Source organism: Clostridium cavendishii DSM 21758 (assembly GCF_900141845.1).
Taxonomy (GTDB): domain Bacteria; phylum Bacillota; class Clostridia; order Clostridiales; family Clostridiaceae; genus Clostridium_AG; species Clostridium_AG cavendishii.
Genome location: NZ_FQZB01000009.1, coordinates 195,102 through 219,730, shown reverse-complemented (window position 1 = coordinate 219,730; position 24,629 = coordinate 195,102). Strand labels below are relative to the sequence as shown.

Here is a 24,629-nt window from a genome sequence, read left to right as displayed (position 1 = left end):
ATATTTTGATAAAAATAGAAAGCAAAGAGAATACTTTATTTAAAGAGTTTAAAAAATTAAAAGAAAAAAAATATAGACAGCAAAAGCAAAGTTACATAGTAGAAGGATTTAGATTTGTAGAGGAAGCTATTAGAAGCTCAGCAAATATAGAATATATAGTTATAGATGAAAAAGTACTAGATAAAGCAGAAGAACTTTTAAATGAAAATAATATAAAAAGTATTAAAGTAATAGTTTTAGCTAGTAGTTTATTTAATCAACTTATATTTACAGAAACACCACAAGGTATTATTGCTATCACAAAGATGAAAGATTTTTCTTTAAGTGAAGGCGAAATATTCGTACTTGTAGATAAAGTACAGGATCCAGGGAATATGGGAACTATAATAAGAACAGCGCATGCAGTAAATGCAGCTGGTATTATATTAACTAAAGGTACGGTAGATGTATACAACGATAAAACGTTAAGGTCTACTATGGGATCGATATTTTATATGCCAATTATAGTTGATAATGATTTAAGTCTTATAAAAAAGCTTAAAGAAAAGAATTATAAACTTATAGTGAGTTCACTTCAAGGGAAAAATAACTTTTTTGAAGAAGATTTAAGTGGCAATATTATAATTGCAGTAGGCAATGAAGGTAGTGGAGTAAGTAAAGAAATAGAAGATTTAGCAGATATAAAGGTTAGGATACCAATGCCTGGTAATGCTGAATCTTTAAATGTTGCTGTGGCAACTTCTATTATGCTTTATGAGAAAATAAGACAAAATCTTATAAAATAGTATTGAATAATGCTTTCAATAAGGGTATAATTAGTTGTAATTTAATATAGAAAAGACTTTGATAGAGAGAGTAGTTATAATAAATACCTTTAAGGGAGAAAAAGCCATAGACTGTAAGCTTTTTTAAGGATTATATAATGAAGTTCACTCTGGAGTCCTAACTGTGAAATATTAGTAGTAGTTAGCGGTTATGCCGTTATATTTAAATCGAGTGAACAGTTTTGTTAACTAGGGTGGTACCGCGGAATACCCCGTCCCTTTTTTAGGGACGGGGTTTATATATTTTTATAAAGGAATATTGAAGAAATAATTAACTAATATAGAAGGTAAAAATATTATTTTTTCAATAAGACTAAGAGATGAAAGGAGTTATTAAAATGAAAGACAAATTGAATTTTATAAGAGAAGCTGCATTAAATGATTTAAAATCAGCTTTCAATAGTTCTGAAATTGAAAACATTAGAGTAAAGTACTTAGGTAAAAAGGGAGAACTTACTTCTATATTAAGAGGTATGGGGGGGCTAACATCAGAAGAAAGACCAATAGTTGGTAAGATAGCTAATGAGGTTAGAGCTTCTATAGAAAATGCTTTAGAAGAGCTAACTAAGGAAATAAAACATAAAGAAAAACAAGCTAAATTAAATAGTGAAGTAATAGATATTTCTATGCCAGGAAAGAAAAATTTAATAGGAAAAAGACATCCGTTAGATTTAACGTTAGAAAGCATGAAAGAAATATTTATATCAATGGGCTTTACAATTGAAGAAGGTCCAGAAGTTGAGCTTGACCATTATAATTTTGAAGCTTTAAATATTCCTAAAAATCATCCAGCTAGAAGTGAACAAGATACTTTCTATATTAATGATAATATAGTTTTAAGAACTCAAACTTCACCAGTTCAAATAAGAGTTATGGAAAATCAAAAACCACCAATAAAAATGATATCTCCAGGAAGAGTATTTAGATCAGATGCAGTAGATGCAACTCACTCACCAGTATTCTATCAAATGGAAGGGCTAGTAATAGATAAGAATATTACATTTGCGGATTTAAAAGGAACCTTAGAATTATTTGCAAAGAAGATGTTTGGAGATAAGGTTCAAACTAAGTTTAGGCCTCATCATTTTCCATTTACTGAACCATCAGCTGAAATGGATGCTACATGTTTTGTTTGTGAAGGTAAAGGCTGTAAAGTATGTAAAGGCAGTGGTTGGATAGAATTATTAGGATGTGGTATGGTACACCCTCAAGTACTAAGAAACTGTGGAATAGACCCAGAAGAATATAGTGGATTTGCTTTCGGTTTTGGTGTTGATAGAATGGTTATGCTTAAATATGGCATAGATGATATAAGACAATTATATGAAAGTGATATGAGATTTTTAAAACAATTTTAGGAGGGATTAGAGAATGAAAGTACCATTTAACTGGCTTAAAGATTATGTAAATATAGATGTTGAGGCTAAAGAGCTTGGCGATATGTTAACTCTTTCAGGATCACAATTAGAAGAAGTTATAACATCAGGAGATGGAATAGTAAATGTTGTTACAGGAAAAATAAATAAGATTGAACAACATCCGGATGCAGAAAAATTAGTTGTATGCGAAGTAAATATAGGAAAAGAAGAACCTATACAAATAGTTACAGCGGCTAAAAATATGAAGGAACAAGATGTAGTTCCAGTAGCACTTCATGGTGCAGTTTTAGCAGATGGAATGAAAATTAAAAAGGGTAAGCTTAGAGGTGTAGTTTCTAACGGAATGTTCTGTTCAGAAGAAGAGCTAGGTATAGCTGGAGATGAACCAGTACATGGCTTAATGATACTTCCACAAGATGCACCTTTAGGAATGGATATAGTTAAGTATTTAGATTTAAGTAAATCAGTTTTAGATTTTGAAATAACTTCAAATAGACCAGATTGTTTAAGTATGGTAGGAATGGCAAGGGAAGCAGCTGCAACTCTTGGAAGTAGCTACAAAATGCCAAACATTTCTTATAATGTAAAAGGAAATGGAAATATAACTGAAGAACTTAAAGTAGAAGTAAGGGATGCTCTTTGTAGAAGATATATGGCAAGAGGGGTTAAAAATGTTAAAGTAGAACCATCACCTAAGTGGATGCAAGAAAGACTTCTAGATGCAGGGGTTAGACCTATAAATAATATAGTAGATATAACTAATTTTGTTATGCTAGAGATTGGTCAGCCAATGCATGCTTTTGATAAAAGAGAATTAAAATCAGGCACTATAGTAGTAGAGAGAGCTAAAGATGGAGAAAAGTTCACAACATTAGATGAAATTGAGAGAGAATTAACTTCTGATGTTTTATGTATTAAAGACGGAAAAACTATTACTGCTTTAGCTGGAATTATGGGTGGATTAGAATCAGGAATTAAAGATGATACTACAGAGATAGTGTTTGAATCTGCTAACTTTGAAGGAGTAAATATAAGAGTTAATGCTAAGAAGTTAGGTATAAGAACAGAATCTTCTTCAAGATTTGAAAAAGACATAGATCCAAATTTAGCAGAGCTTGCTTTAAATAGAGCTTGCGCATTAATAGAAGAATTACAATGTGGTGAAATTATAAATGGAACTATAGATGTTTATAATGAAAAGAAAGAAGAAGGAAAATTAACAGTTTCTTCAATTTGGGTAAACAAATTCTTAGGAACAGATCTATCTCAAGAAGAAATGAAAAAATGTTTAGATAAATTAGATTTAAACACTGTAATTAATGGTGATAACTTAGAAATAACAGTTCCTACTTTTAGAGTAGACATAGCTATAAAAGAAGATATAGCTGAAGAAATAGCTAGAATCTATGGATATGACAATGTACCAGCAACAATAATAACTACAAATACTGAAAGAGAACCGAAAAGCAAAAAGCAAAGATTAGATGATTTGGTAATTGATACTATGATATCATCAGGATTAAATCAATCTATAAGCTACTCATTTGTAAGTCCTAAGGTTTTTGATCAAATTTCTTTACCACAGGATTCAGGTTTAAGAAATGTGGTTAAGATTAAGAACCCATTAGGTGAAGATTATAGTATAATGAGAACTACTACAATGCCTTCAATGATGGAGTGTTTAGCTAGAAATTATTCAAGAAGCAATGATATCTGCAGATTATTTGAAATGGGTAAAATATATATACCAAATGAAGATGAAAATAAATTACCTACAGAAACTAATATATTAACTATTGGTATTTATGGAGAAGTTGATTATTTTGATCTTAAAGGTGTAGTAGAAAATTTAATAGATGCTTTAGGTATTAAAAAGGTAAGTTTTGAAAGACTTACTACTAATGTAAGCTATCATCCAGGAAAGACTGCTGAGTTATTTGTAGGAAAGACTTCGGTTGGTACTTTAGGAGAAGTTCATCCAGATGTTACTGAAAATTACGGTATAGATGATTCTTGCTTTGTTGCAGAATTAAATTTAGACAAATTATATGAAGCAGCAGATACTATAAAAACTTATAAAGCTTTACCTAAGTTCCCAGCTGTTACAAGAGATATAGCTTTACTTGTAGACGATGAAGTATTAGTTCAAACTATAGAAGAGACTATTAAAAAGACAGGTGGAAATTATGTTGAAACTGTTAAATTATTTGATGTTTATAAAGGTAAGCAAATACCAGAAGGCAAAAAGAGTATAGCTTATGCAATAGTTTATAGAGATGCAACTAAAACTTTAGAAGATAAAGACATTAATAAAGTTCATGATAAAATATTAAAAGCTTTAGAATTTAAATTAGGCGCTCAGCTTAGATAAGATATATCTTGAAAAAATGATGAACCGATATGCTTTGGCATATTTGGTTCATTATTTTTTTTTACATATGGATAACAATTCTTTTATTATGTAGTACTTTATGATAAAATTAGAATAATGGAATAGTGTAAAATAAGTAAATAGAGGTGTTAATGATGGCTACAGTTACTGTTAAGATAAATGGAATCGAATATAATTTGAAAGGTGAGGCTAACGATGATTACCTTAAGCATGTGGCAGAGTATGTAGAAGGAAAGCTTAAGGATATTTCTAATAAAAATGCTAAGCTTAGTACTACAGCAGCAGCAGTTTTAACTGCTATAAATGTTGTTGATGAACTTTTTAAGGGAAATAAAGATTATAATGAACTTTTAAGTGATTATGATAATTTAAGAATTGAAAAAAAGTCATTGGTAAAGGATATAGAAGAGCTTAAATCAAAGCTTAAAGAACTAGAGGAAAGAGAAGAAATAGAAGCGTCTAAGGCTTTAGAAGAAGATGTTTCTAAGATTAATAATCTTGAAGAAGAAAATATTAAGTTTAAGGAGCAAATTGATTTATTAACAAAAGAATGTAAGGCTACAGTTGCAAAAAATAAAAGGCTTACAGAAAGTAATAAAGAGATGAAATTTAATAATCAGACACTAAAGTATAAAGTAATGGATTTGCAAAAGAAGTATGTAGACAGCCAAATAATTATAGCTAAAGAGAGAGTAAATAAAAATCCTTTATTAAATATAAATAAGGCGCAATAATAAAAACAACCAAATATTTGGTTGTTTTTTGTTTTAAAATCTAATAATGAAAAATTATAACAAAAATAATAAAAGTTATTATATATTAATTAATAAGGTGAATGATTTATTTTGTATATAAAATTAGTTTTCTAACATTAAAAGACAGCGATTTATTAAGTACTGTCTTTTAATATTAGAATTAGTTATTCTTAAACTATGATGCTTCAAAGTCAAGATCATTATCGCTTAAAAGTTCTTCAGAAGAAGTTTTAACTTTTCTTCTATTTATGATTTCATCAACTATCATTGCTATAGCACCATCACCACTAACGTTTGTAGCTGTTCCAAAACTATCTTGTGCGGCATGAAGTGCTATCATAATAGGCTTTTCCAAAGAACCAAAACCAAGCATAGCTTGTAAAAGTCCTAAGGCAGCCATAACACCACCACCAGGGATACCAGGTGCAGCAACCATAGTAATTCCAAGCATGAAGATGAAAGGGATAAATGTTCCAAATGTAGGTGTATTTCCGTTCATATACATAACACCCATAGAAGTTAAAACTAAGGTAATAGTATCACCAGCAAGATGAATAGTAGCAGTTAAAGGAATTACAAATTCTGCAATTTCTTCACTAACTTTATTATTTTTAGCTGATGCTAAAGTTACAGGTATAGTTGCTGCTGAGGATTGAGTTCCAACAGCAGTTAAAAAAGCTGGTATCATATTCTTAAATAACTTAAAGGGATTTTCACGTCTTAAAGCTCCTGCAATGCTATATTGAGCTAATATATATAGTGCTTGTAGACTAAAAAGAATTAAATATACTATTCCGAAAGCTTTTAAAGTTGAAAAAATCTCACCACTAAAGCTTAATTTAGCAAAAATACAAGCTATATAAAAGGGAACTACTGGGATCAATATGTTTTTTATAATCATTCCTACTATTAAACTAAATTCGTCCATAACTTTAAGCATAGAACTTTGTTTTATGCTAGATAGCCCGATACCTAAAATAAATGCAAATACTAATGCAGACATTACATCCATCATAGGAGGGATATCAATTTTGAAGATTGGAGAAACATCTACTTTATTTTGGTCTAATAAAATTCCTCCTTGTATAAGCTTAGGTAATAGCTTTGAACCAATTAAAAAGGTACAAAAACCAGCTGTGATAGTAGCTACATAAGCAATAATAGTTGTTAAAAGTAGAGTTTTACCAGATTTATTACCAAGTGATGCAATTCCAGGAACAATAAACCCTATAATTATTAACGGAATTACAAAAGATAAAAAACTTCCAAATAGGCTACTAAAGGTTGTTAGCATTTTTATAGGAAAGACTAAGTTAATGGATTTACAAACTAGTCCTAAGGTTATTCCTAATATAAGTGCGATAAATATTTTTGTGATTAATGATATTTTTTTCATGTGCCCCACCTCTTTGTCTTTTGTTAAAATACAAGTGTATTTTCTTTAAATACAATATACTATCTTCAGTGTATAAAGTCAAATGCTTTTTATAAATTTAATATTATTTTAAGGTTATTTTTATTAAAAAGATTATAAATAGAAAAAAGTAATTATAATGAATCTAGGGATATGTATTAACACGTATTATATATTTATAAATGAAGGGTACATTCTTGGTAAAGGTTTACTTAATCATGATGAATTGGTTTTTCTAGTATTTACATTTTAGGACAAATTATGATATACTAAAATAAAATTTTACTCCATATTGGTTAAAAATAACATATTTTAAAATCAAATATTAAATATTTGAAAAAATATATATTAAAATTTTAATTTTGTTTTAATAAAAAGCTTTTATAGAACTAATATTACGAAAGAGGTAAATATAATGAAAGAACAAAAGCAACAAGGATTTAATTTCAATTTGGTTAATAAAATTAATTTTTTAGTTATTACATCAATAATTCTAATATCTATAATATCAGCGTTTATTTTAGGTGGTAGTAAGGCGGGAACAGATGCTATTTATCAAGGGGTACCAGTGGAAGTAATTGCATTATTAATATTTAAGATAAATTTTAATAAAAATATAAAGGCTATATCTTTTGGAACTTTAGTACTTCTCTCAACCTTAGCTATTAGCTATTTTAATGAAAAGTTTGATTTATCAACATATTCTATTTTCTTTATTAGTTTCATTGTGGTAGCCCTTTATTTTGAAGAAAGATTAATATTGGCTCAAGGTGCTTTACTTAATATTAGTTGGATAGTTATATATATAATTGCTCCAGCTAAGCTTTTGGGTAGTAATTGGAATACTTTAATATTTATAAGTAATTTGATTATAGTAGATGGAATTATATTACTTCTGTTCTTTATGACAAAATGGGGGAATAATTTAGTTTTTTCTGTAAAACAGAAGGAAAAAGAAACCAATGACTTATTGAAGAGTTTACAAACGTCTATGGAGGTTGTTTCGGATACTTCTAACATATTAGATCAAAACATAAATATATTTAAAAATAGTTTGGATGGAGTTAAAAATAAGAGTAGATATATTACAAATTCTATTCATGATATGGCAAGTGGAACTGAAGAAGAAGCGGAAAGTGTTAATGAAATTGCAGGAGCTATACAAGATACTGTATTAAGTATGGAAAATATTCAGGGATTTTCAAAGGAAATTTCTCAAATAACTTTAGTTATGAATAGAGAAGTTGAAGAAGGTGCTAAAGATATTACTGATATGAACAGCAAAATGGCGACAGTAAATCAAGCAGTAGGAATTGCTTTATCTACTGTTATGAGGCTTCAAGATAATTTGAATGAAATAAATAGTTTTTTAGAAAGTATAACTCAAATCGCGAAACAAACAAATCTTTTGTCTTTAAATGCGGCTATTGAAGCGGCTAGGGCAGGAGAAGAAGGAAAAGGCTTTGCAGTTGTTGCTGATGAAATAAGAAAGCTAGCTGATAAAAGTACAAGCATCGTTGGTGATATTAATAAAATTATTGAGAATATAACTATTAATACTAATGATGCAGTAGATAAAGTTAAGGAAGGAGATTTAGCTGTTACTGAAGGAAGTAAAATTGTTAATAAAGTTTCAGAGAAGTTTAGTAAGATTCATGAATCCTTTGAAGAAACAAATGGATATATAATAAAACAAAATGAAACTATAAATATTGCTACAGGATTGTTTAAGAATATTGAATCCCAGGTAGATAATATTTCAGCTATATCAGAAGAACATGCAGCATCAACGGAAGAGATATTATCAAGTGCAGCTGAGCAAAATCAAGATATTTTAACTATGGTAGATTCCGTTAATGATATTTATGAATTAAGTCAAAAGTTGGTGGAAAATAAAATATAATTTCTAATACAAAAAGCTAGTTTAAACAAAGGATTAAACTAGTTTTTTATATTTATTAGGTGTGACCCCTTTATATTCCTTAAATTTTTTAATGAAATAGCTAAAATTATCAAAGCCAACTTCAAAACAAATGTCTAATATTCTTTTATCTTCTGTCTGAATTATCTTTACTGCTTTATTAATTCTATATTCATTAATATATTCTACAGGGGTTTTAGAAATATTATTTTTAAAGAATCTACAAAAGTATTGAGGATTCATATTTACTTCTTTGGCTAAATCCTCTATATATATTTTACTCATATAATTTTTATGGATGTAATTTAAAATTTTCTTTATAATATCTATTTTATTTCCTAGTTTAGAGGAGTCTAGGCCATCTTTAAAAGCAAGATTATTTTCTTTTATAAATATAGATAAGATTTTATAAATACTTATCTTTAGGTCTAATTCCCATGCAATTAGTTTATTATCATGAATATTAATTATTTCTTTTAGCTCACTTATAATTGATTTTCCCCAAGGATTTTCTTTATCTATTATCAAAGGAAATTTTAGTTCACCATCTAAAAGTGGTTTTATATATTTAGTTTGATAATAATCATCATAAGAGCTATTTAAAATATTTAAATCAAACAATATAGCATGATGTATGGATGGAACATCTTTAACACAATTTGCTGAATGTAAGCTACCACTATTTATAATTATAGCTTCACCTTCAGAAACTTTAATAGGTACGGTGTTAATATTGAAAATAATTTTCCCTTTTTCTACGTATATAAATTCAACTTCATTATGCCAATGAAGATATAAATTACAGTTAATCCAATTTTGTTTATAAACATAGAAGGGAATGGGTGAATTTTCACGAGAAACTGTTTCTCTTAAAGTATTTTTTTCAGTATTCATAGAAATCTCCTTAATACGTGAAAGTCAAAATAATGTTATTTTTAAGCTAAAATACAGCAAGTATTTAAATGCTTTAATATATATAATATTAATATAGTATTTAAATGAGAAATATACAATATAAATTTTAAGGAGTGATACTATGTTTGGAAAAATAATTAAGCGTAATATAGAAGGCAGCAAGGTGTTTTTTAAATTTGAAAATGGAGAAGGAAGGATTGAAGTAATAAATCCTTTTATCATAAATATTTTTTCAGGTTTAAAATATGATGATCATTATTCAAGAGCCATAGAAGATTTAAAGGTTGAAAATTGTGATTTTACAGTTCAAAATAAGGGGAATTATATTAAAATTAAAACTGATGAGTTAGAGGTTAGGGTTTATGATGAATTTAAAGTAGATTTTTATGACAAGAATGGAAAGGTTTTATGTGAGGATTATAAGGGTGAAAGAGATCCTTTCATTAGAAGAGGTAATGGAAGCATTGCTGAAGGGGAAGGGCATGCAGTAGAAGCTAATAAAGAAAAACATAAGATAGAAGTTGTTAAAAAGATATTTGGTGATGAAAAGTTTTATGGACTTGGAGATAAAACAGGACATTTAAACAAAAGGGGTTATGGTTATGAAATGTGGAATACAGACGATCCAAGTCCACATGTAGAAAGTCACAAATCACTTTATAAATCAATACCATTTTTTATAACTTTAAGAGAAGATTGTGTATTTGGTATGTTCTTTGATAATACTTTTAAATCATATTTTGATATGGCTAAGGAAAACTCAAATTATTATTATTTTGGAGCAGATGATGGTAATTTAGATTACTATTTTATAGGTGGAAATAATATTTGCGACATTTTAAGAAGATATACTGATTTAACAGGAAGAACTCCTCTTCCACAATTATGGACACTAGGATATCAACAAAGTAGATGGTCTTATGCACCAGAGACAAGAGTTAGAGAAATTGCTAAAAATTTTAGAGAAAATGATATTCCTTGTGATGTTATTCATTTAGATATAGATTATATGGATAATTATAAAGTATTTACTTGGGATAATGAAAAGTTTAAGGATGAAAAGAAAGCTTTAAAAGAGTTAAAAGAAGATGGTTTTAAGATAGTTACAATTATAGATCCAGGCGTTAAAAAAGAAAAAAATTATAATATTTATGAAGAAGGCTTAAAGAATGGTTACTTTGCGACAGATAAAGATGGAGTAACATATGTTAATAAGGTTTGGCCAGGAGATTCAGTATTTCCAGACTTTTCAGAAGAAGCTACTAGAAAATGGTGGGGAGAAAATCAAAAGATAATGTTAGATGCAGGAGTGTCTGGAATATGGAATGATATGAATGAGCCTGCTAGCTTTAATGGACCACTTCCAGATGATGTACAGTTTAAAAATGATGGAAGAAATTCAGATCATACAGAAATTCATAATATATATGGTCATCTTATGGCAAAAGCAACTTTTGAAGGAATTAAAAAACATAGTGGAAAGAGACCATATATTATAACAAGAGCTGCTTATGCAGGAATACAAAAATATTCAACAGTATGGACTGGAGATAACCAAAGCTTCTGGGAACATTTGAGAATGTCAGTACCTATGCTTTTAAATCTAGGTATGAGTGGGATGAGTTTCTGTGGAACTGATGTAGGAGGTTTTAGCTTTGATTGTACAGCAGAACTTTTATCAAGATGGGTTCAAGTAGGAACATTTACTCCTTTATTTAGAAATCATTCATGTATTCGTACTAGAGATCAAGAACCTTGGGCTTTTAATGGGGAAACTTTAAATATAAATAGAAAATATATTAAGCTTAGGTATAAATTACTTCCATATTTATATGATTTAATGTGGAAAGGAGAAAATACAGGATTACCAGTAATGAGACCGTTAGTTCTCCATTATTCAAATGATAAGAATGTTTATGAAATAAATGATCAATTCTTATTTGGTGAAAATATAATGGTAGCTCCAATCCTAGAACAAGGTAAGACTTATAGATCAGTATATATACCAGAAGGAACTTGGATTGATTATTGGACTAAAGAAAAAATAGAAGGTGGAAAAACTATATTAAAGAATGCCCCACTTGACACTTGTCCTATATACATTAAAGCAGGTAGCATAATACCAAACTATCCAGAACAAAACTATATAGGTGAAAAAGAAATAAAAGAATTAACTTTAGATATCTATAGTGGTAATGGAGAATATGAGCACTATATTGATGATGGTGAAAGCTTTAAATATAGAGATGGAGAATATACTTTATATAAGTTCTCTATAGAAGCTAAAGAAGAAACTATTATTAATGTAAGAAAAGTTAATGAAGGTTTTAAAGTTTATAAAAGTTTAAAGGTAGTTTATAATGATAATGCAAAAGAAGTATATTTTGGTAATAATAAGATAGAATTTGTAGAAAATAATAATGGTATAGAATTTAATATACCAGCAGAAGAAGGAACAATAGTGATAAAATAGGAGATGATATTTATGACAGAAAAAGAAAAAATGCTTTTAGGAATGATTTATAATCCTATGGATGAAGAACTTTTTAATGATAGAATAAGAGCTAAGAAACTATGTAAAAAATTTAATTCATTAGAGCCAGATGAATTTGAAGAAAGAGGGAGAGTATTAAAAGAACTTTTTAGAACAGAGAATACATGTCATATAGAACCAAATTTCTTTTGTGATTATGGATATAACATAGAAATAGGCAAAGACTTCTATGCTAATCATAATTGTACTATACTTGATGTTAACAAGGTTAAGATAGGAAATAATGTTTTATTTGCTCCTAACGTACAAGTTTATACAGCAACACATCCAGTAGAAGTAGAAAAGAGAGTTGATGGACAGGAAATGGGTTATGCCATTGAAATAGGAGATAATGTTTGGATAGGTGGGGGAGCAATTATTTGTCCAGGTGTAAAGATTGGAAAAAATACTGTAATAGGTGCAGGAAGCGTAGTTGCTAAGGATATTGAAGATAATGTTTTAGCAGTAGGAAATCCATGTAAAGTTATAAGAAAGATAAATTGTTGAATTACAAATTGTTGAATTTTTAGAGGGGAAGGATTTTAAAAATGATGTTTTCTAAGAAAAATTTATTTTGGATTAATGAGCCAAAAGAATATACAATTCTAAAAGAAAAAATTTCTATTGTTACTGAGCCTAGAACTGATTATTGGCAAAGAACTTATTATGGTTTTCGTAATGATAATGCACATACATTGCTTATAAAAAACAATGAAAAATTTTTTTCTTTTATAGTTAAAACTGAATTTAATAGTAAAAATCGTTTCGATCAATGTGGTGTTATAATATATCAAAATAGTGATAACTGGTTTAAGGCTTCTATTGAATATGAAAATGATAAAATTCAAAGACTTGGTAGCGTTGTTACAAACAATGGTTACTCTGATTGGGCTACCACTGATATTTCGGCATCAAACAAATCAATGTATTATAGACTTAGTCGTAGAGAAAGTGATTATTGTATTGAAAATTCTGAAGATGGAGTGAATTTTAAACAGATGAGAATTTTTCATTTGTTTGAGGGTAATGGTGAAATACAAATAGGGATTTATGCATGTAGTCCAGAGGAGTCTTCATTTACTGCAACTTTTACTGAATTTGAATTTACAAAATGTATATGGTTACCTCATAAATAGTTAAATAAATCATTTTCTATATAAAGACCATAAAATAAATATTTATTTTATGGTCTTCTTTCTTGTAATTCGAATTAAATCATATAGAATTTGAAATAATATAGAGATGATATATATTATTCAAAGTTCATTTTAATTTCAAAATATACGAGGAGGTTTAATATGTCAATAAAAAATCATTTGTGGAAATTCATAGGCATAGTTTTATTAGCGGTATTAATAAATTGTGGGATATGGTTCTATATGGGTAGCGAAAAAGCCTTAGAATTTTTGGGTGGATATATTATTGAACTTAGTCTTAGTGTAGATAATCTATTTTTATTTTTATTAATATTTACTAGCTTTGGAATTGAAAGTGCTTATCAAAAAAGGATATTAAAATATGGAATTATTGGTGCGATTATATTAAGACTTATTTTTGTTGTATTAGGAATAGCTATTGTTAATAAATTTAGATGGGTATTATATGTCTTTGGAATAGTTTTAATTATTAGTGGTATAAAGATAGTTAAGAACGAAGAAAAGGATGTGTCTTATGAAAATAGTAAGTTAATAAAACTATTAAAAAAGTTAATGCCAGTAACAGAAGAACTGCATGGAGAAAAATTTTTTGTAAGGAAGAATAATGTTCTTCATGCCACACCTTTATTTGCTCTGTTATTTTTAATAGAAGGTTCTGATGTTATATTTGCAATAGATTCAATTCCGGCTATATTTGCAATAACTACAGATCCATTTATAGTTTATAGTTCTAATATTCTTGCAATACTTGGTTTAAGAAATTTATATTTCTTATTAGAAAAATTACATAGTAGTTTTGAATATGTAAAGTATGGCGTAGGAGCTATACTTATATTTACAGGTATAAAAATAGGTATTTCATTTAAATATCATATACCTATACATATATCCATTCTTGTAATTATTTTTATATTAGTTATAAGTGTTATTGCATCTTTAATTATTAATAAGAAAAAGGAAAGTGTTAAATGATAGAATAGATTATTTGATTTTTATTAAATAAAAACGCTCAACATGTGTTTAAAATGTTGAGCATTTTATGTTATCCGTTTACAATAGCTAAAAGAGTTTCAGTTTCTGTTAAAAGATTTATATCTTTAGGCAGAGGAATATCTTTAGCGAATACTTTATCTTCATAATTTAAATTTGATATGTCAAATTCTATAAATTCAGGTATCTTTTCTACTTCACCTTGTAATTCAAGAAATGGAGTATATGTTTCTAAAACTAATCTTTTATTTTCTAAATTTTCTTGACCTAAATACTTTACAGGTATTTTCATTTTTATTACTTCATTATCCTTGACATATTGAAAGTCAATATGAATTAGATTTCCTAAATGATCTTTTTGAACGTCTTTCACAACACAGTTTCTAATTTTATTTTCTACATTTAATGGAATTATAGAACCATTAGAATTAGATTTTAATAATTTAGTAAGTATATTGTTTTTTACTTGTATAGGTATAGGTGTTTTTAAAAATTCACCATAGATAATACCTGGTATTTTACCTTCTTTTCTTATATTTTTAGGTTGTTGCTTCAATGAACGATTGTCAATCTTAAATGCTATTTCAGCCATAATAAATACCTCTTTTCCTTTTTAGAATAAATTTATCAAGTTTATTTAGCAGTTTAAGATGCTTGTACCATTAACATATTAGGACTAAGCAAATAACTGCTTATAGAGTTTGGATATCAAACTCCCCATATGCATCATCCTCCTTATAAATATAATATATTAATTATAACATACTTTTAGGAAAATATAATATAAATAATAATTATATTTGAATATAAGTAATCATATGTAATTTAGACAGAAATAAAAAAATATAATAAAAGCATTGACTTTTAAATAAATAAAACATATTATTTTTATATATAGCACTTTAGTTGCTATATATTTTTTAACAAAATACTTTGATTATCAAACTATTTTATTTAAAAGGAGATTAATTATGAAGATAAAATCATTAAGAATAGGTGAGCTTGTAAGTAGATTACCTATTATTCAAGGTGGAATGGGAGTGGGAATTTCATCATCTTCTTTAGCATCAGCTGTTGCAAGAGAGGGTGGTATTGGTATACTTTCATCTATTCAAATAGGCTTTAATGAAGAAGATTTTGAAACTAATCCTTTAGTTGCAAATTTAAGAGCATTAAGAAAACACATAAAAATAGCAAAAGAAAAAGCTTTAGGTGGTATAGTTGGAGTAAATATAATGGTAGCATCTAATAATTATGAGGATTATGTAAAAACGGCTTTGGAAGAGGGTGTCGACCTTATAATATCAGGAGCGGGACTTCCAACAAATTTACCTAAAATAGCACAAGGGTATAATACTAAGCTTTGCCCTATTGTATCATCAGCAAAAGCCACATCAGTAATATGTAAGCTTTGGAGTAGACATCATAAGGTAGCGCCTGATATGGTAGTATTTGAAGGGCCTAAAGCAGGTGGACATCTTGGATATTCAAAGGAACAACTAAAAGATATAGAATCATTTGACTATGATGAAGAACTTAAAAAAATAATAGCTGAAGTAAACAAGTATGAAAAAGAATATAACAAAGAAATTCCAGTAATAGCCGCTGGAGGAATATTTACAGGAGAGGATATCGGAAAATACTTATCTCTTGGAGCTAGTGGGGTTCAAATGGGAACTAGATTTGTAGCTACTGAAGAGTGTGATGCTCATATAAATTATAAAATGTCATATATAAATTCTAAAAAGGAGGATATAGATATAGTAACTAGTCCAGTAGGTATGCCAGGAAGAGCCATAAGAAATAAATTTATAAATAAAATTTCTTTAGATAGAGAACCAGTTACTAAGTGCTATAAATGTATAACTCATTGTAATCCTAAAGAAACACCTTATTGTATAAGTAAAGCATTATTAAATGCTGTAAAAGGTAATGTAGATGATGCACTTTTATTTTGTGGTGACAATGCTTATAGGATAGATAAAATTGTTACAGTTAAAGAATTGCTAGAAGAATTAGTAAATGGTATATTAGAATATAAGCCAGCATTTTAAATTAATAAGAAGGTACCTTAGATTTATTGTAATTTAGGGTACCTTTTTGTTTGTTAAATTTCTTTAAGTTGTGTATAATATTTATTTAGATGAGAAAGTTAGAATAATATAAGTTTCATTAAATAAAATACGCTTATTTATAAGTGAAAATTTAAAATTCTAATTTAGTTATTTGAACTTATAAAAATATAATTTGGTTAGAAATTGCCTTATAAGAACAAGTATTTAAATAGGTAAATAATTAAATAGCTATATAGTTAAATATTTGAATGTAGAAACAAACGTATATTAAATAAAACAATTAGGAGAGATGAAATTCTTATGGAAAGAGTCGAATTACTTGCTCCAAGCGGAAGCATGGAGAGTTTAATAGCTGCAATAAACAGAGGTGCAGATGCAATATATTTAGGTGGAGATAAATTTTCAGCTAGAGCTTATGCTTCCAATTTCGATAAAGAAACAATGGAAAAGGCAGTAGATTATGCACATCTTTATGGAGTAAAGGTATATGTAACCATAAATACATTAATAAAAGAAAATGAAATAAATGAAGCTTTAGATTATGTAAGTTTTTTATATAAAATAGGTGTTGATGCTTTAATTATTCAAGATGTTGGAGTGCTTCAAAGAATTAAGGAAGAATACGATGATTTTGAAATACATGCTTCAACTCAAATGACTGTACACAATGGTGATGGAGCATTATTTTTTCATGAACAAGGTTTTAAAAGAATTGTTTTATCTAGGGAGTTAACTTTTGAGGAAATAAAATATATATCAAAAGACTTAGGAATAGAAACTGAAATATTTATACATGGTGCTCTTTGCATCGCTTATTCAGGTCAATGCTTAATGAGTAGTATGATAGGTGGTAGAAGTGGAAATAGAGGAAGATGTGCTCAAAGTTGTAGACTTCCATATACTTTAATAAATGAAAATACTAATGAAGAAACTAAGGGATATCTTTTAAGTCCTAAAGATATATGTACAATTGAAGATGTTGAGGAATTAGTAGAATCAGGAACAGGTTCGCTTAAAATAGAAGGAAGAATGAAGAGACCTGAATATGTAGCAGGAGTAGTTGAAAGTTATAATAAAGCTCTTTCAGAGGTTTATGCCAAGAGAAAGCCACAGGTTGAGGAATCAAAAAGAGTGTTAATGAAATTATTTAACAGAGAAGGTTTTTCAAAGGCTTATCTATATAAAAACGTAGGAAAAGATATGATGGCTTATAAAACACCAAAAAATTCTGGTGTTTTCATAGGTGAAGTGGATAAAAATGGAGAAGTTACTTTACTTGATAATATATCTTTAAAGGATGGTATTAGAATAGGTGAAGAAGGCTTTCCTATAAGTAAGCTTATAGTTAATAATGTAGACGCAGTAACTGCTAATAAGGGTGAGAAGGTTAAAATATTCCCTAAGAAATATAAGAAGGGAGATAAACTTTATCAAATGTCAGATAACATACTTTTAGATACTCTAAAGGTAGCTTATAAGAACCCTTATGAAAGAAAAATAGCTTTAAATGCAAAAGTTAATTTTAAAGTAGGTGAAGAATTAACTATACATGTAAACTATAATGGCAAGACATATAGTGTAACTGGAGAGGTGGTTCAGACTGCTCTTAAAAAGCCTTTAGATAAGGAAAAGCTAGAGGAAAACTTAAAGAAATCAGGGGATATACCTTATAAGATAGAAAATTTAGAATTTATAAATTTTGAAGATGGGTTCTTACCTGTATCATCTATAAATAATTTAAGAAGAGATTTATTCCTTAAGATAGTAGAGCATGAAACTTCAAAATATAAGAGAGTTAATTGTAGTTATATAAAACCAGTTAATATAAATAAGAAAACTTGTGAAATTCCAGAAATAATGGTTAGTGTTTTTACTAAGGATCAATTAAGAGCTGCTATTGATAAAAAAGTAGAAGCTGTTATATTAAATATTTGGGGTAAAAATAAGAATGATTTAAATGAAGAAGACTTTAAATTAACTTTAAATAGTGGAGTTAAAACTTACATATATATTCCGTCTATAGTTAAAGAGGAATATAATTATATATGTAAGTTTATAGATAATAATATAGATAAAATAGAAGGAATAGTTACAGCAAATACAGGTTTAATTTATAAATATAGAGGAAGAACGAAGCTTATAGGTGATTATAAATTAAATATATTTAACAGCAGTGGACTTAAGTTCTATATGCAAAGTATAGATATAGCTAATTTAAGCTTAGAATTAAATAGAAAAGAAATTAAGAAACTTATGAGTAATACAGAATATACAGCACAGTACACTGTATATGGAAAAGTTGAAGCTATGATAAGTGAATATTGTCCTATAGGAAGTACCTTTGGAGGAAGAGATTCTAAAAATAATTGTAGCGCTCCCTGTAGAAATAATAGCTTTAAGCTAATAGATAGAATGAATGAAAGATTAACAGTAAAGACAGATAAATTCTGTAGATCACATATATATAATGCTGTAGCTTTAAACCTAATAAAGGAAATGTCAGAGCTTAAGGAAATGGGGATAAAATCCTTTAAGCTTGACTTTATAGATGAAACTTATGAAGAAGTAATAGATGTTTTAAGTAGTTTAAATGGAGAAACTTTAAAAACTAGTAAAGTATTTACAAAAGGACATTATAAAAGAGGAGTAGAATAAAAGGGGAGTAAAAATGAACGAAAAAGCGTTAAGAGTATTAGAATTTAATAAAATAAAAGAAGAATTAAAAAAATATTGTGTAACCTCTGGAGGAAAGCAACTAGTAGATGCTTTAAAACCTTATGATTCAGCTTATGAAGTAAAAGAGCATCTAAACGAAACTAGAGAAGCTTTAGCTTTATTAACTAAGAAAGGTAATCCACCTTTTGAAGGGTTACATGATACTACTGAGGCTGTAGTAAGAGCTGAAAAAGGAGGAAGTCTTAGTCCATCCCAGCTTTTAAGAATTGCTCAAATGCTTAGAGCATCAAGAAGATTTATAGAATATATATCAAGAAAAGATGATGAAGAGGAATTTTATCTAATCGAAAATTTAGCTTTAGGTTTAACTCCTATTAAAAAATTAGAAGATAACATATTTACTGCTATTATAAGTGAAGAGGAAATATCAGATAAGGCAAGTCAAGCGCTTTATGGTATAAGAAGAAGCTTAAAAGAAAAAAATTCTTCAGTTAGAGATAAGGTGAACTCAATAATAAGAAGTAATTCAAAATATCTTCAGGATAATCTTTATACTATGAGGGGAGATAGATATGTAATCCCTGTTAAGGCTGAGTATAAGTCTATGGTACCAGGGCTTGTTCATGACCAAAGTTCAACAGGAGCAACTCTTTTTATAGAACCAATGAGTCTTGTAAATTTAAATAATGAAATAAAGGAATTATTTTTAAAGGAAAAGGCAGAAATAGAAAGAATTTTACAAGAGTTATCTAGTGCTGTATATGGAAGCATAGTTAGTGTAAAGCAAAACTCAAAGATAATGTTAGAATTAGACTTTATCTTTGCTAAAGGTAAACATGGAAGTAGTATAGAAGGTATATGTCCTAATGTAAATGAAGAGGGAGCCTTTGACATAATACAAGGAAGACATCCTTTAATAGATAGAAAGAAAATAGTACCTTCAGATGTTTATTTAGGAAGAGAATTTACAAGCTTAGTAGTAACAGGACCTAACACAGGTGGTAAAACAGTAACATTAAAAACGGTAGGATTACTTCACATTATGGGTATGAGTGGACTTTTAATACCAGCTAAAGAAAACTCAACTATAAGCTTTTATGAAGAAGTATTTGTAGATATTGGAGACGAACAAAGTATAGAGCAAAGCTTATCGACCTTCTCTTCTCATATGACTAATATTGTTGAAATAATGAAGGTAGCTAGTAGTAAAAGCTTAGTTTTATTTGATGAATTAGGAGCTGGAACAGATCCAACAGAAGGAGCTGCTTTAGCTGTATCTATATTAGAAACTTTAAGAGAGAGAAGTTGTAAGATAGTAGCTACTACTCACTATAGTGAGCTTAAAGGATACGCATTAAGGACTCAAGGAGTAGAAAATGCTTCAGTAGAATTTGATGTAGAAACTTTAAGACCTACTTATAGACTTTTAATAGGTATACCAGGTAAGTCTAATGCTTTTGAAATATCAAGAAGATTAGGACTTACAAATGATATAATAGATAAAGCTAAGAATTTGATATCATCAGAAACACTAGAATTTGAAGATTTAATACAAAGCCTTCAAGATAAGAGCGTTAAAGCTGAAAAAGATGCGAGAGAAGCTGAAAGACTTAAATATGAAGCATTAAAGCTTAAAGAAAAATATAGCGATAAGATGGAAAAGATAGAAAGTGTAAGAGAAAAAGCTTATGCAGAAGCTAGAAGAGATGCAAAACAAATCCTTAGAGAAGCTAAGGAAGAGTCAGATGAAATCCTTAAGAATATGAGAGAACTTGAGCGTATGGGAATAAGTAGTGATGCTAGAAGAATGCTTGAGGAAGAAAGATCAAAACTAAGAAATAAGATGGATACTGCTGAATCAAAGCTTCAAAAGACAGTACAAAATAAAGGTGAAGAGATAACTAAGGTTACTCTTGGCATGGATGCTTTCCTTCCATCTTTAAATCAAAATGTTATTATTATTTCAATGCCAGATAATAAGGGTGAGGTCCAAGTGGAAGCTGGTATAATGAAAATTAAAGCTAAGCTTAAGGATTTAAGAGTGTCTAAATCTTATAAGGAAGAAAAGAAGAAGGCCAAAAGAGAAGTGAAATTAAATATGAAGCAAGTATCTTCTTCTGTAGATTTAAGAGGGTTAGATGCTGAAGAGGCTTGTTATGTAGTTGATAAGTATTTAGATGATGCTTATGTAGGTGGACTTGGTGAAGTTACAGTAATTCATGGAAATGGGACTGGAATCTTAAGAAAATCAATAAATGATATGTTAAAAAAGCATCCCCATGTAAAATCCTATAGATTAGGGGCTTATGGTGAAGGTGGTAGCGGAGTAACTATGGTAACGCTGAAGTAGAAATATATAGTTTTTACGTTAATTATAAAGTTGAGAATTGAAAGTTGAGAGTGGAGGATGTACTTTCCGTTCGTAAAAAATGGAAGTTAGCTCTCAACTCTCGGTTTTCATTTTTAATTATATAGAAGTAGGTATAAATATAGTGAAGAGAAGATAATGATTAAATAATCTCTTGAGAATATTTGTAAAAGGGTGTGTTTGAAATTATATTAGTAAGTGCATGCTTGTGTGGAATTAATTGTAAATATAATGGCCTTAATAATTTTAAAAAGCCTATATTGGAGCTGGTTAAAGAAGGAAATGCTATGTTAGTATGTCCAGAACAATTAGGTGGACTTGAAACTCCAAGACCACCTAGTGAAATTGTAAATGGAACAGGTAAGGAAGTGTTATTTGGCAATGCAAAAGTTTTGTCAAATGAAGGCATTGATGTAAGTAAGCAATTTATAAAAGGTGCTAATGAAGTCTTAAATTTAGCAAAGCTTACTAATACTGAGCTTGTAATACTTAAATCAAAAAGTCCATCTTGTGGTATAGGCAAAATATATGATGGTACTTTTAATGGTATTTTAAAAGAAGGTAATGGAGTTACAGCAGAGCTTTTAATCCAAAATGGATTTAAGGTTATAAATGAAGATGAGTTTGGGGGAGTATAAAATGGATTTCAAAGAAGTAAAAAAATTAGCTAAAGAAAATTTAAATGGTAGCTGTAGAGTTTGTAGAATTTGTGATGGTAAAGCATGCGCAGGAGAAGTTCCAGGAATGGGTGGAAAAGGAACAGGTGAAGCATTTACAGCAAATATAGAAGCACTTAGAGATGTTAAGATAAATATGCGGGTAATACATAATGCAAAAAATCCAGATACTAAAATAAATATCTTCGGTAAAGAAATGGATATGCCAGTATTTGCAGCCCCTATTACAGGAACTACTTTAAATATGGGAGGGAAATTCACAGAAGAAGAATATATAGATTGGGTAATAGATGGATGTTTAAAATCTAATATATATCCAATGGTTGGAGATACTGCAGTAGATTCATTTTTAATTACAAATCTTAAAAAGATTAAAGAATATGATGGCAAAGGAATAGTATTTATAAAGCCTTGGGAAAATGAAAATGTTATAAAGAAGATAAAACTTGCAGAAGAAGCTGGTGCATTTGCTGTAGGAATGGATATAGATGCAGCAGGTCTTATAACATTAGCTATGCATGGAAAGCCTGTAGCACCTAAGAGTGTAGAAGAAATAAAACAATTAGTTAACGCTACTAAGTTGCCGTTTATACTTAAGGGAATTATGACTGTAGAAGATGCTGAAATGGCAGTAGAAGCAGGGGTAGATGCTATAGTGGTAAGTAATCATGGTGGAAGAGTTTTAGATCAAACTCCAGGAGTTGCAGAAGTTTTACCTAGAATAGCTGAAAAGGTAAAGGGGAAAGTTAAAATTTTAGCTGATGGTGGAGTAAGAACTGGTGTAGATGTATTAAAGTTAATAGGCTTAGGTGCAGATGCAGTTCTTATAGGAAGGCCATTTATTACAGCATCTTTTGGAGGACAATCAGAAGGTATTGAAGAATATCTAAAAAATATTAAAGGCGAATTAAAATCAGCTATGGTTTTAACTGGTTGTAATTCTATAAAAGAGATAGATAGTAAGGTTATATTTAAAAAATAATAAAAAGTTATGCTGTAAATTTTGCGGTATACTTTTTAAATATAAGTACAAAAAAGCATTCTAATATATAAATTATATTTGGATGCTTTTTTGCTTGTATATGTTTTATTTGACTATATTTATATGTTCAACATTTGGATCTTCTGTACCTTGAACATAAAGGCCAACTTTTTTAAGTTCTTCTATATAATTTATTATTTCTTCTGTTATTGTTTCACCTGGACATAGTACTGGTATACCTGGAGGATAAGCAAGTAAGAACTCACCACTAATTTTACCTACTGATTCTTTAAGTAGAACTGTAGTTTTTTCAGAATAGAAAGCTTCTCTTGGATTAATACTTTTCTCAGGTATAGTAGGTATATCAAGAAAATCAGGTTTTGGAACAGCGCCTTCTAAATATTCATCAGATATTTCTCTTAAAGCTTTTAAAAGAGCGTCTATATTTTCTTTTGTATCTCCAAAAGAACCAACAGCTAATACGCTATAAAGGTCAGAAAGTTCCATTTGTATATGATATTTATTTGATAAAATCATATCTAATTCATAACCTGTAATACCTAAATCTCTACAAGTAATTGTAAGTTTAGTTGGATCTAGTGAACAAACACCAGGTCTATTTAATATCTCTTCACCAAAACAATAAAAACCAGGTATTTTATTTATTTCATTTCTAGCATAAGTACATAATTCTATGGCACCATCTAATAGAGTTTTTCCATTTAAGGCTATTTGTCTTCTAGCGCAATCTAAGCTAGCCATTAAAATATATGATGGTGAAGTAGTTTGAAGTAGGTTTAATATTTGTTGAACTCTTTTTGGACTAACATACTTAGATTTTACTTGAAGAAGTGAGCCTTGAGTAAGAGAGCCAATTATTTTATGAGTACTTTGAGCACAAATATCTGCACCAGCATTCATTGCTGACTGAGGTAATTTATCGTTAAAACCTAAATGAGGACCATGAGCTTCATCTACTATGAGTGGTATATCATAGCTGTGTACAATGTCAGCGATTTTCTTTATATCAGTTGCTACCCCATAGTAAGTAGGATTGATAATAAGTACAGCTTTAGTGTCTTTATTAGCTTCTAAAGTTTTCTTTACAGTTTCAGGTGTAACTCCATGGGCTATACCTAATCTTTTATCAAGCTCAGGTTGCATAAACACAGGAGTAGCACCGCTTAAAATAATTCCAGCTGTAACTGATTTATGAACATTCCTAGGAACTATGATTTTATCACCTTCATTAACTACTGACATTATCATAGCTTGAATTGCTCCAGATGTTCCATGAATTGAAAAAAATGCTGCATCTGAACCATAAGCATCTGCAGCTAATTCTTGAGCTTTTTTGATAGGTCCAGTTGGATGATGAAGACTATCAACAAGTTTGAATACTGTTACATCTATTTTGAATGGGTTTTCACCTATGAAATTTTTGAATTCAGTATCAATACCAACACCTTTTTTATGTCCAGGAACATGAAATGGAATAGTTTCTTTGTTAACGTATTCCATAAGGGCATTATATAATGGGGTTTCATTTTGATTAAGTTTGTACACTGTTA

General features: G+C 28.9%; 18 protein-coding genes and 1 other annotated feature. Of the genes, 14 read left to right on the top strand and 4 right to left on the bottom strand.

Annotation, left to right across the window (positions count from 1 at the left end; all coding sequences use genetic code 11):
• The first annotated feature begins 5 nt into the window (after positions 1-5).
• The 4 genes from BUB01_RS11245 to BUB01_RS11230 all read left to right on the top strand — a co-directional run bounded on the left by BUB01_RS11245 (position 6) and on the right by BUB01_RS11230 (position 5,329).
• Entirely contained in the window at positions 6-785 is a 780-nt protein-coding gene (locus BUB01_RS11245) for a TrmH family RNA methyltransferase (RefSeq protein WP_072987432.1), read from the top strand.
• Positions 786-834: 49 nt separating this feature from the next.
• Positions 835-1,047 (top strand) — a binding site (T-box leader).
• A gap of 115 nt (positions 1,048-1,162) precedes the next feature.
• Positions 1,163-2,182, top strand: coding sequence for a phenylalanine--tRNA ligase subunit alpha (gene pheS, locus BUB01_RS11240; RefSeq protein ID WP_072987430.1), 1,020 nt, complete (start codon positions 1,163-1,165; stop codon positions 2,180-2,182).
• A 13-nt stretch (positions 2,183-2,195) separates the two neighbouring features.
• Complete coding sequence (gene pheT / locus BUB01_RS11235) at positions 2,196-4,574, top strand: phenylalanine--tRNA ligase subunit beta (RefSeq protein ID WP_072987427.1); 2,379 nt, start codon at positions 2,196-2,198, stop codon at positions 4,572-4,574.
• 155 nt (positions 4,575-4,729) lie between these two features.
• On the top strand, positions 4,730-5,329 hold the full coding sequence (locus tag BUB01_RS11230; RefSeq protein WP_072987425.1) for a cell division protein ZapA: 600 nt from the start codon (positions 4,730-4,732) through the stop codon (positions 5,327-5,329).
• A 196-nt stretch (positions 5,330-5,525) separates the two neighbouring features.
• Here the strand turns inward: BUB01_RS11230 and BUB01_RS11225 are convergent, their stop codons facing one another.
• Positions 5,526-6,746 (bottom strand): dicarboxylate/amino acid:cation symporter, encoded by a 1,221-nt coding sequence (locus BUB01_RS11225; protein WP_072987423.1) that lies wholly within the window; start codon positions 6,744-6,746, stop codon positions 5,526-5,528.
• Between the two features lie 433 nt (positions 6,747-7,179).
• Between BUB01_RS11225 and BUB01_RS11220 the strand changes: the two genes are divergently transcribed.
• The gene (locus BUB01_RS11220) at positions 7,180-8,667 is read left to right on the top strand and encodes a methyl-accepting chemotaxis protein (protein ID WP_072987421.1); all 1,488 of its coding nucleotides are present in this window, start codon (positions 7,180-7,182) and stop codon (positions 8,665-8,667) included.
• A 33-nt stretch (positions 8,668-8,700) separates the two neighbouring features.
• On the opposite strand, the gene BUB01_RS11215 is transcribed toward BUB01_RS11220, so the two are convergent.
• Positions 8,701-9,579, bottom strand: coding sequence for an AraC family transcriptional regulator (locus tag BUB01_RS11215; RefSeq protein WP_072987419.1), 879 nt, complete (start codon positions 9,577-9,579; stop codon positions 8,701-8,703).
• A gap of 142 nt (positions 9,580-9,721) precedes the next feature.
• On the opposite strand from BUB01_RS11215, the gene BUB01_RS11210 reads away from it, so the two are divergent.
• The 4 genes from BUB01_RS11210 to BUB01_RS11195 all read left to right on the top strand — a co-directional run bounded on the left by BUB01_RS11210 (position 9,722) and on the right by BUB01_RS11195 (position 14,262).
• On the top strand, positions 9,722-12,073 hold the full coding sequence (locus BUB01_RS11210; RefSeq protein ID WP_072987417.1) for a glycoside hydrolase family 31 protein: 2,352 nt from the start codon (positions 9,722-9,724) through the stop codon (positions 12,071-12,073).
• A 12-nt stretch (positions 12,074-12,085) separates the two neighbouring features.
• Entirely contained in the window at positions 12,086-12,640 is a 555-nt protein-coding gene (locus BUB01_RS11205; protein ID WP_072987414.1) for a sugar O-acetyltransferase, read from the top strand.
• Between the two features lie 41 nt (positions 12,641-12,681).
• Entirely contained in the window at positions 12,682-13,269 is a 588-nt protein-coding gene (locus BUB01_RS11200) for a DUF1349 domain-containing protein (RefSeq protein WP_072987412.1), read from the top strand.
• 162 nt (positions 13,270-13,431) lie between these two features.
• Positions 13,432-14,262, top strand: a complete 831-nt coding sequence (locus BUB01_RS11195; RefSeq protein WP_072987410.1) for a TerC/Alx family metal homeostasis membrane protein — start codon at positions 13,432-13,434, stop codon at positions 14,260-14,262.
• Positions 14,263-14,332: 70 nt separating this feature from the next.
• Here BUB01_RS11195 and BUB01_RS11190 read toward each other — a convergent pair whose 3' ends face one another.
• A complete protein-coding gene (locus tag BUB01_RS11190) occupies positions 14,333-14,872 on the bottom strand; it encodes a 50S ribosomal protein L25 (protein WP_072987407.1) in 540 nt (179 codons plus the stop codon).
• 379 nt (positions 14,873-15,251) lie between these two features.
• Between BUB01_RS11190 and BUB01_RS11185 the strand changes: the two genes are divergently transcribed.
• From BUB01_RS11185 to BUB01_RS11165, 5 genes are all read left to right on the top strand, one after another.
• Positions 15,252-16,334, top strand: coding sequence for an NAD(P)H-dependent flavin oxidoreductase (locus tag BUB01_RS11185; RefSeq protein WP_072987404.1), 1,083 nt, complete (start codon positions 15,252-15,254; stop codon positions 16,332-16,334).
• A gap of 321 nt (positions 16,335-16,655) precedes the next feature.
• Positions 16,656-19,010: a U32 family peptidase gene (locus tag BUB01_RS11180; RefSeq protein WP_072987401.1), complete on the top strand. Its 2,355-nt coding sequence runs from the start codon at positions 16,656-16,658 to the stop codon at positions 19,008-19,010.
• A 13-nt stretch (positions 19,011-19,023) separates the two neighbouring features.
• Positions 19,024-21,381, top strand: a complete 2,358-nt coding sequence (locus tag BUB01_RS11175; RefSeq protein ID WP_072987398.1) for an endonuclease MutS2 — start codon at positions 19,024-19,026, stop codon at positions 21,379-21,381.
• A gap of 203 nt (positions 21,382-21,584) precedes the next feature.
• Positions 21,585-22,037: a 2-thiouracil desulfurase family protein gene (locus BUB01_RS11170; RefSeq protein WP_072987596.1), complete on the top strand. Its 453-nt coding sequence runs from the start codon at positions 21,585-21,587 to the stop codon at positions 22,035-22,037.
• Between the two features lies 1 nt (position 22,038).
• Entirely contained in the window at positions 22,039-23,058 is a 1,020-nt protein-coding gene (locus BUB01_RS11165) for an alpha-hydroxy-acid oxidizing protein (protein WP_072987395.1), read from the top strand.
• 105 nt (positions 23,059-23,163) lie between these two features.
• On the opposite strand, the gene BUB01_RS11160 is transcribed toward BUB01_RS11165, so the two are convergent.
• Positions 23,164-24,624, bottom strand: a complete 1,461-nt coding sequence (locus tag BUB01_RS11160; RefSeq protein ID WP_072987391.1) for an aminotransferase class I/II-fold pyridoxal phosphate-dependent enzyme — start codon at positions 24,622-24,624, stop codon at positions 23,164-23,166.
• Between the last annotated feature and the right edge of the window lie 5 nt (positions 24,625-24,629).

Bases quoted from the DNA above. Each gene is read 5' to 3' on its own strand.
- pheS (WP_072987430.1), top strand. From the start codon at position 1,163: ATGAAAGACAAATTGAATTTTATAAGAGAAGCTGCATTAAATGATTTA.
- pheT (WP_072987427.1), top strand. From the start codon at position 2,196: ATGAAAGTACCATTTAACTGGCTTAAAGATTATGTAAATATAGATGTT.
- BUB01_RS11230 (WP_072987425.1), top strand. From the start codon at position 4,730: ATGGCTACAGTTACTGTTAAGATAAATGGAATCGAATATAATTTGAAA.
- BUB01_RS11225 (WP_072987423.1), bottom strand. From the start codon at position 6,746: ATGAAAAAAATATCATTAATCACAAAAATATTTATCGCACTTATATTA.
- BUB01_RS11220 (WP_072987421.1), top strand. From the start codon at position 7,180: ATGAAAGAACAAAAGCAACAAGGATTTAATTTCAATTTGGTTAATAAA.
- BUB01_RS11215 (WP_072987419.1), bottom strand. From the start codon at position 9,579: ATGAATACTGAAAAAAATACTTTAAGAGAAACAGTTTCTCGTGAAAAT.
- BUB01_RS11210 (WP_072987417.1), top strand. From the start codon at position 9,722: ATGTTTGGAAAAATAATTAAGCGTAATATAGAAGGCAGCAAGGTGTTT.
- BUB01_RS11205 (WP_072987414.1), top strand. From the start codon at position 12,086: ATGACAGAAAAAGAAAAAATGCTTTTAGGAATGATTTATAATCCTATG.
- BUB01_RS11200 (WP_072987412.1), top strand. From the start codon at position 12,682: ATGATGTTTTCTAAGAAAAATTTATTTTGGATTAATGAGCCAAAAGAA.
- BUB01_RS11195 (WP_072987410.1), top strand. From the start codon at position 13,432: ATGTCAATAAAAAATCATTTGTGGAAATTCATAGGCATAGTTTTATTA.
- BUB01_RS11190 (WP_072987407.1), bottom strand. From the start codon at position 14,872: ATGGCTGAAATAGCATTTAAGATTGACAATCGTTCATTGAAGCAACAA.
- BUB01_RS11185 (WP_072987404.1), top strand. From the start codon at position 15,252: ATGAAGATAAAATCATTAAGAATAGGTGAGCTTGTAAGTAGATTACCT.
- BUB01_RS11180 (WP_072987401.1), top strand. From the start codon at position 16,656: ATGGAAAGAGTCGAATTACTTGCTCCAAGCGGAAGCATGGAGAGTTTA.
- BUB01_RS11175 (WP_072987398.1), top strand. From the start codon at position 19,024: ATGAACGAAAAAGCGTTAAGAGTATTAGAATTTAATAAAATAAAAGAA.
- BUB01_RS11165 (WP_072987395.1), top strand. From the start codon at position 22,039: ATGGATTTCAAAGAAGTAAAAAAATTAGCTAAAGAAAATTTAAATGGT.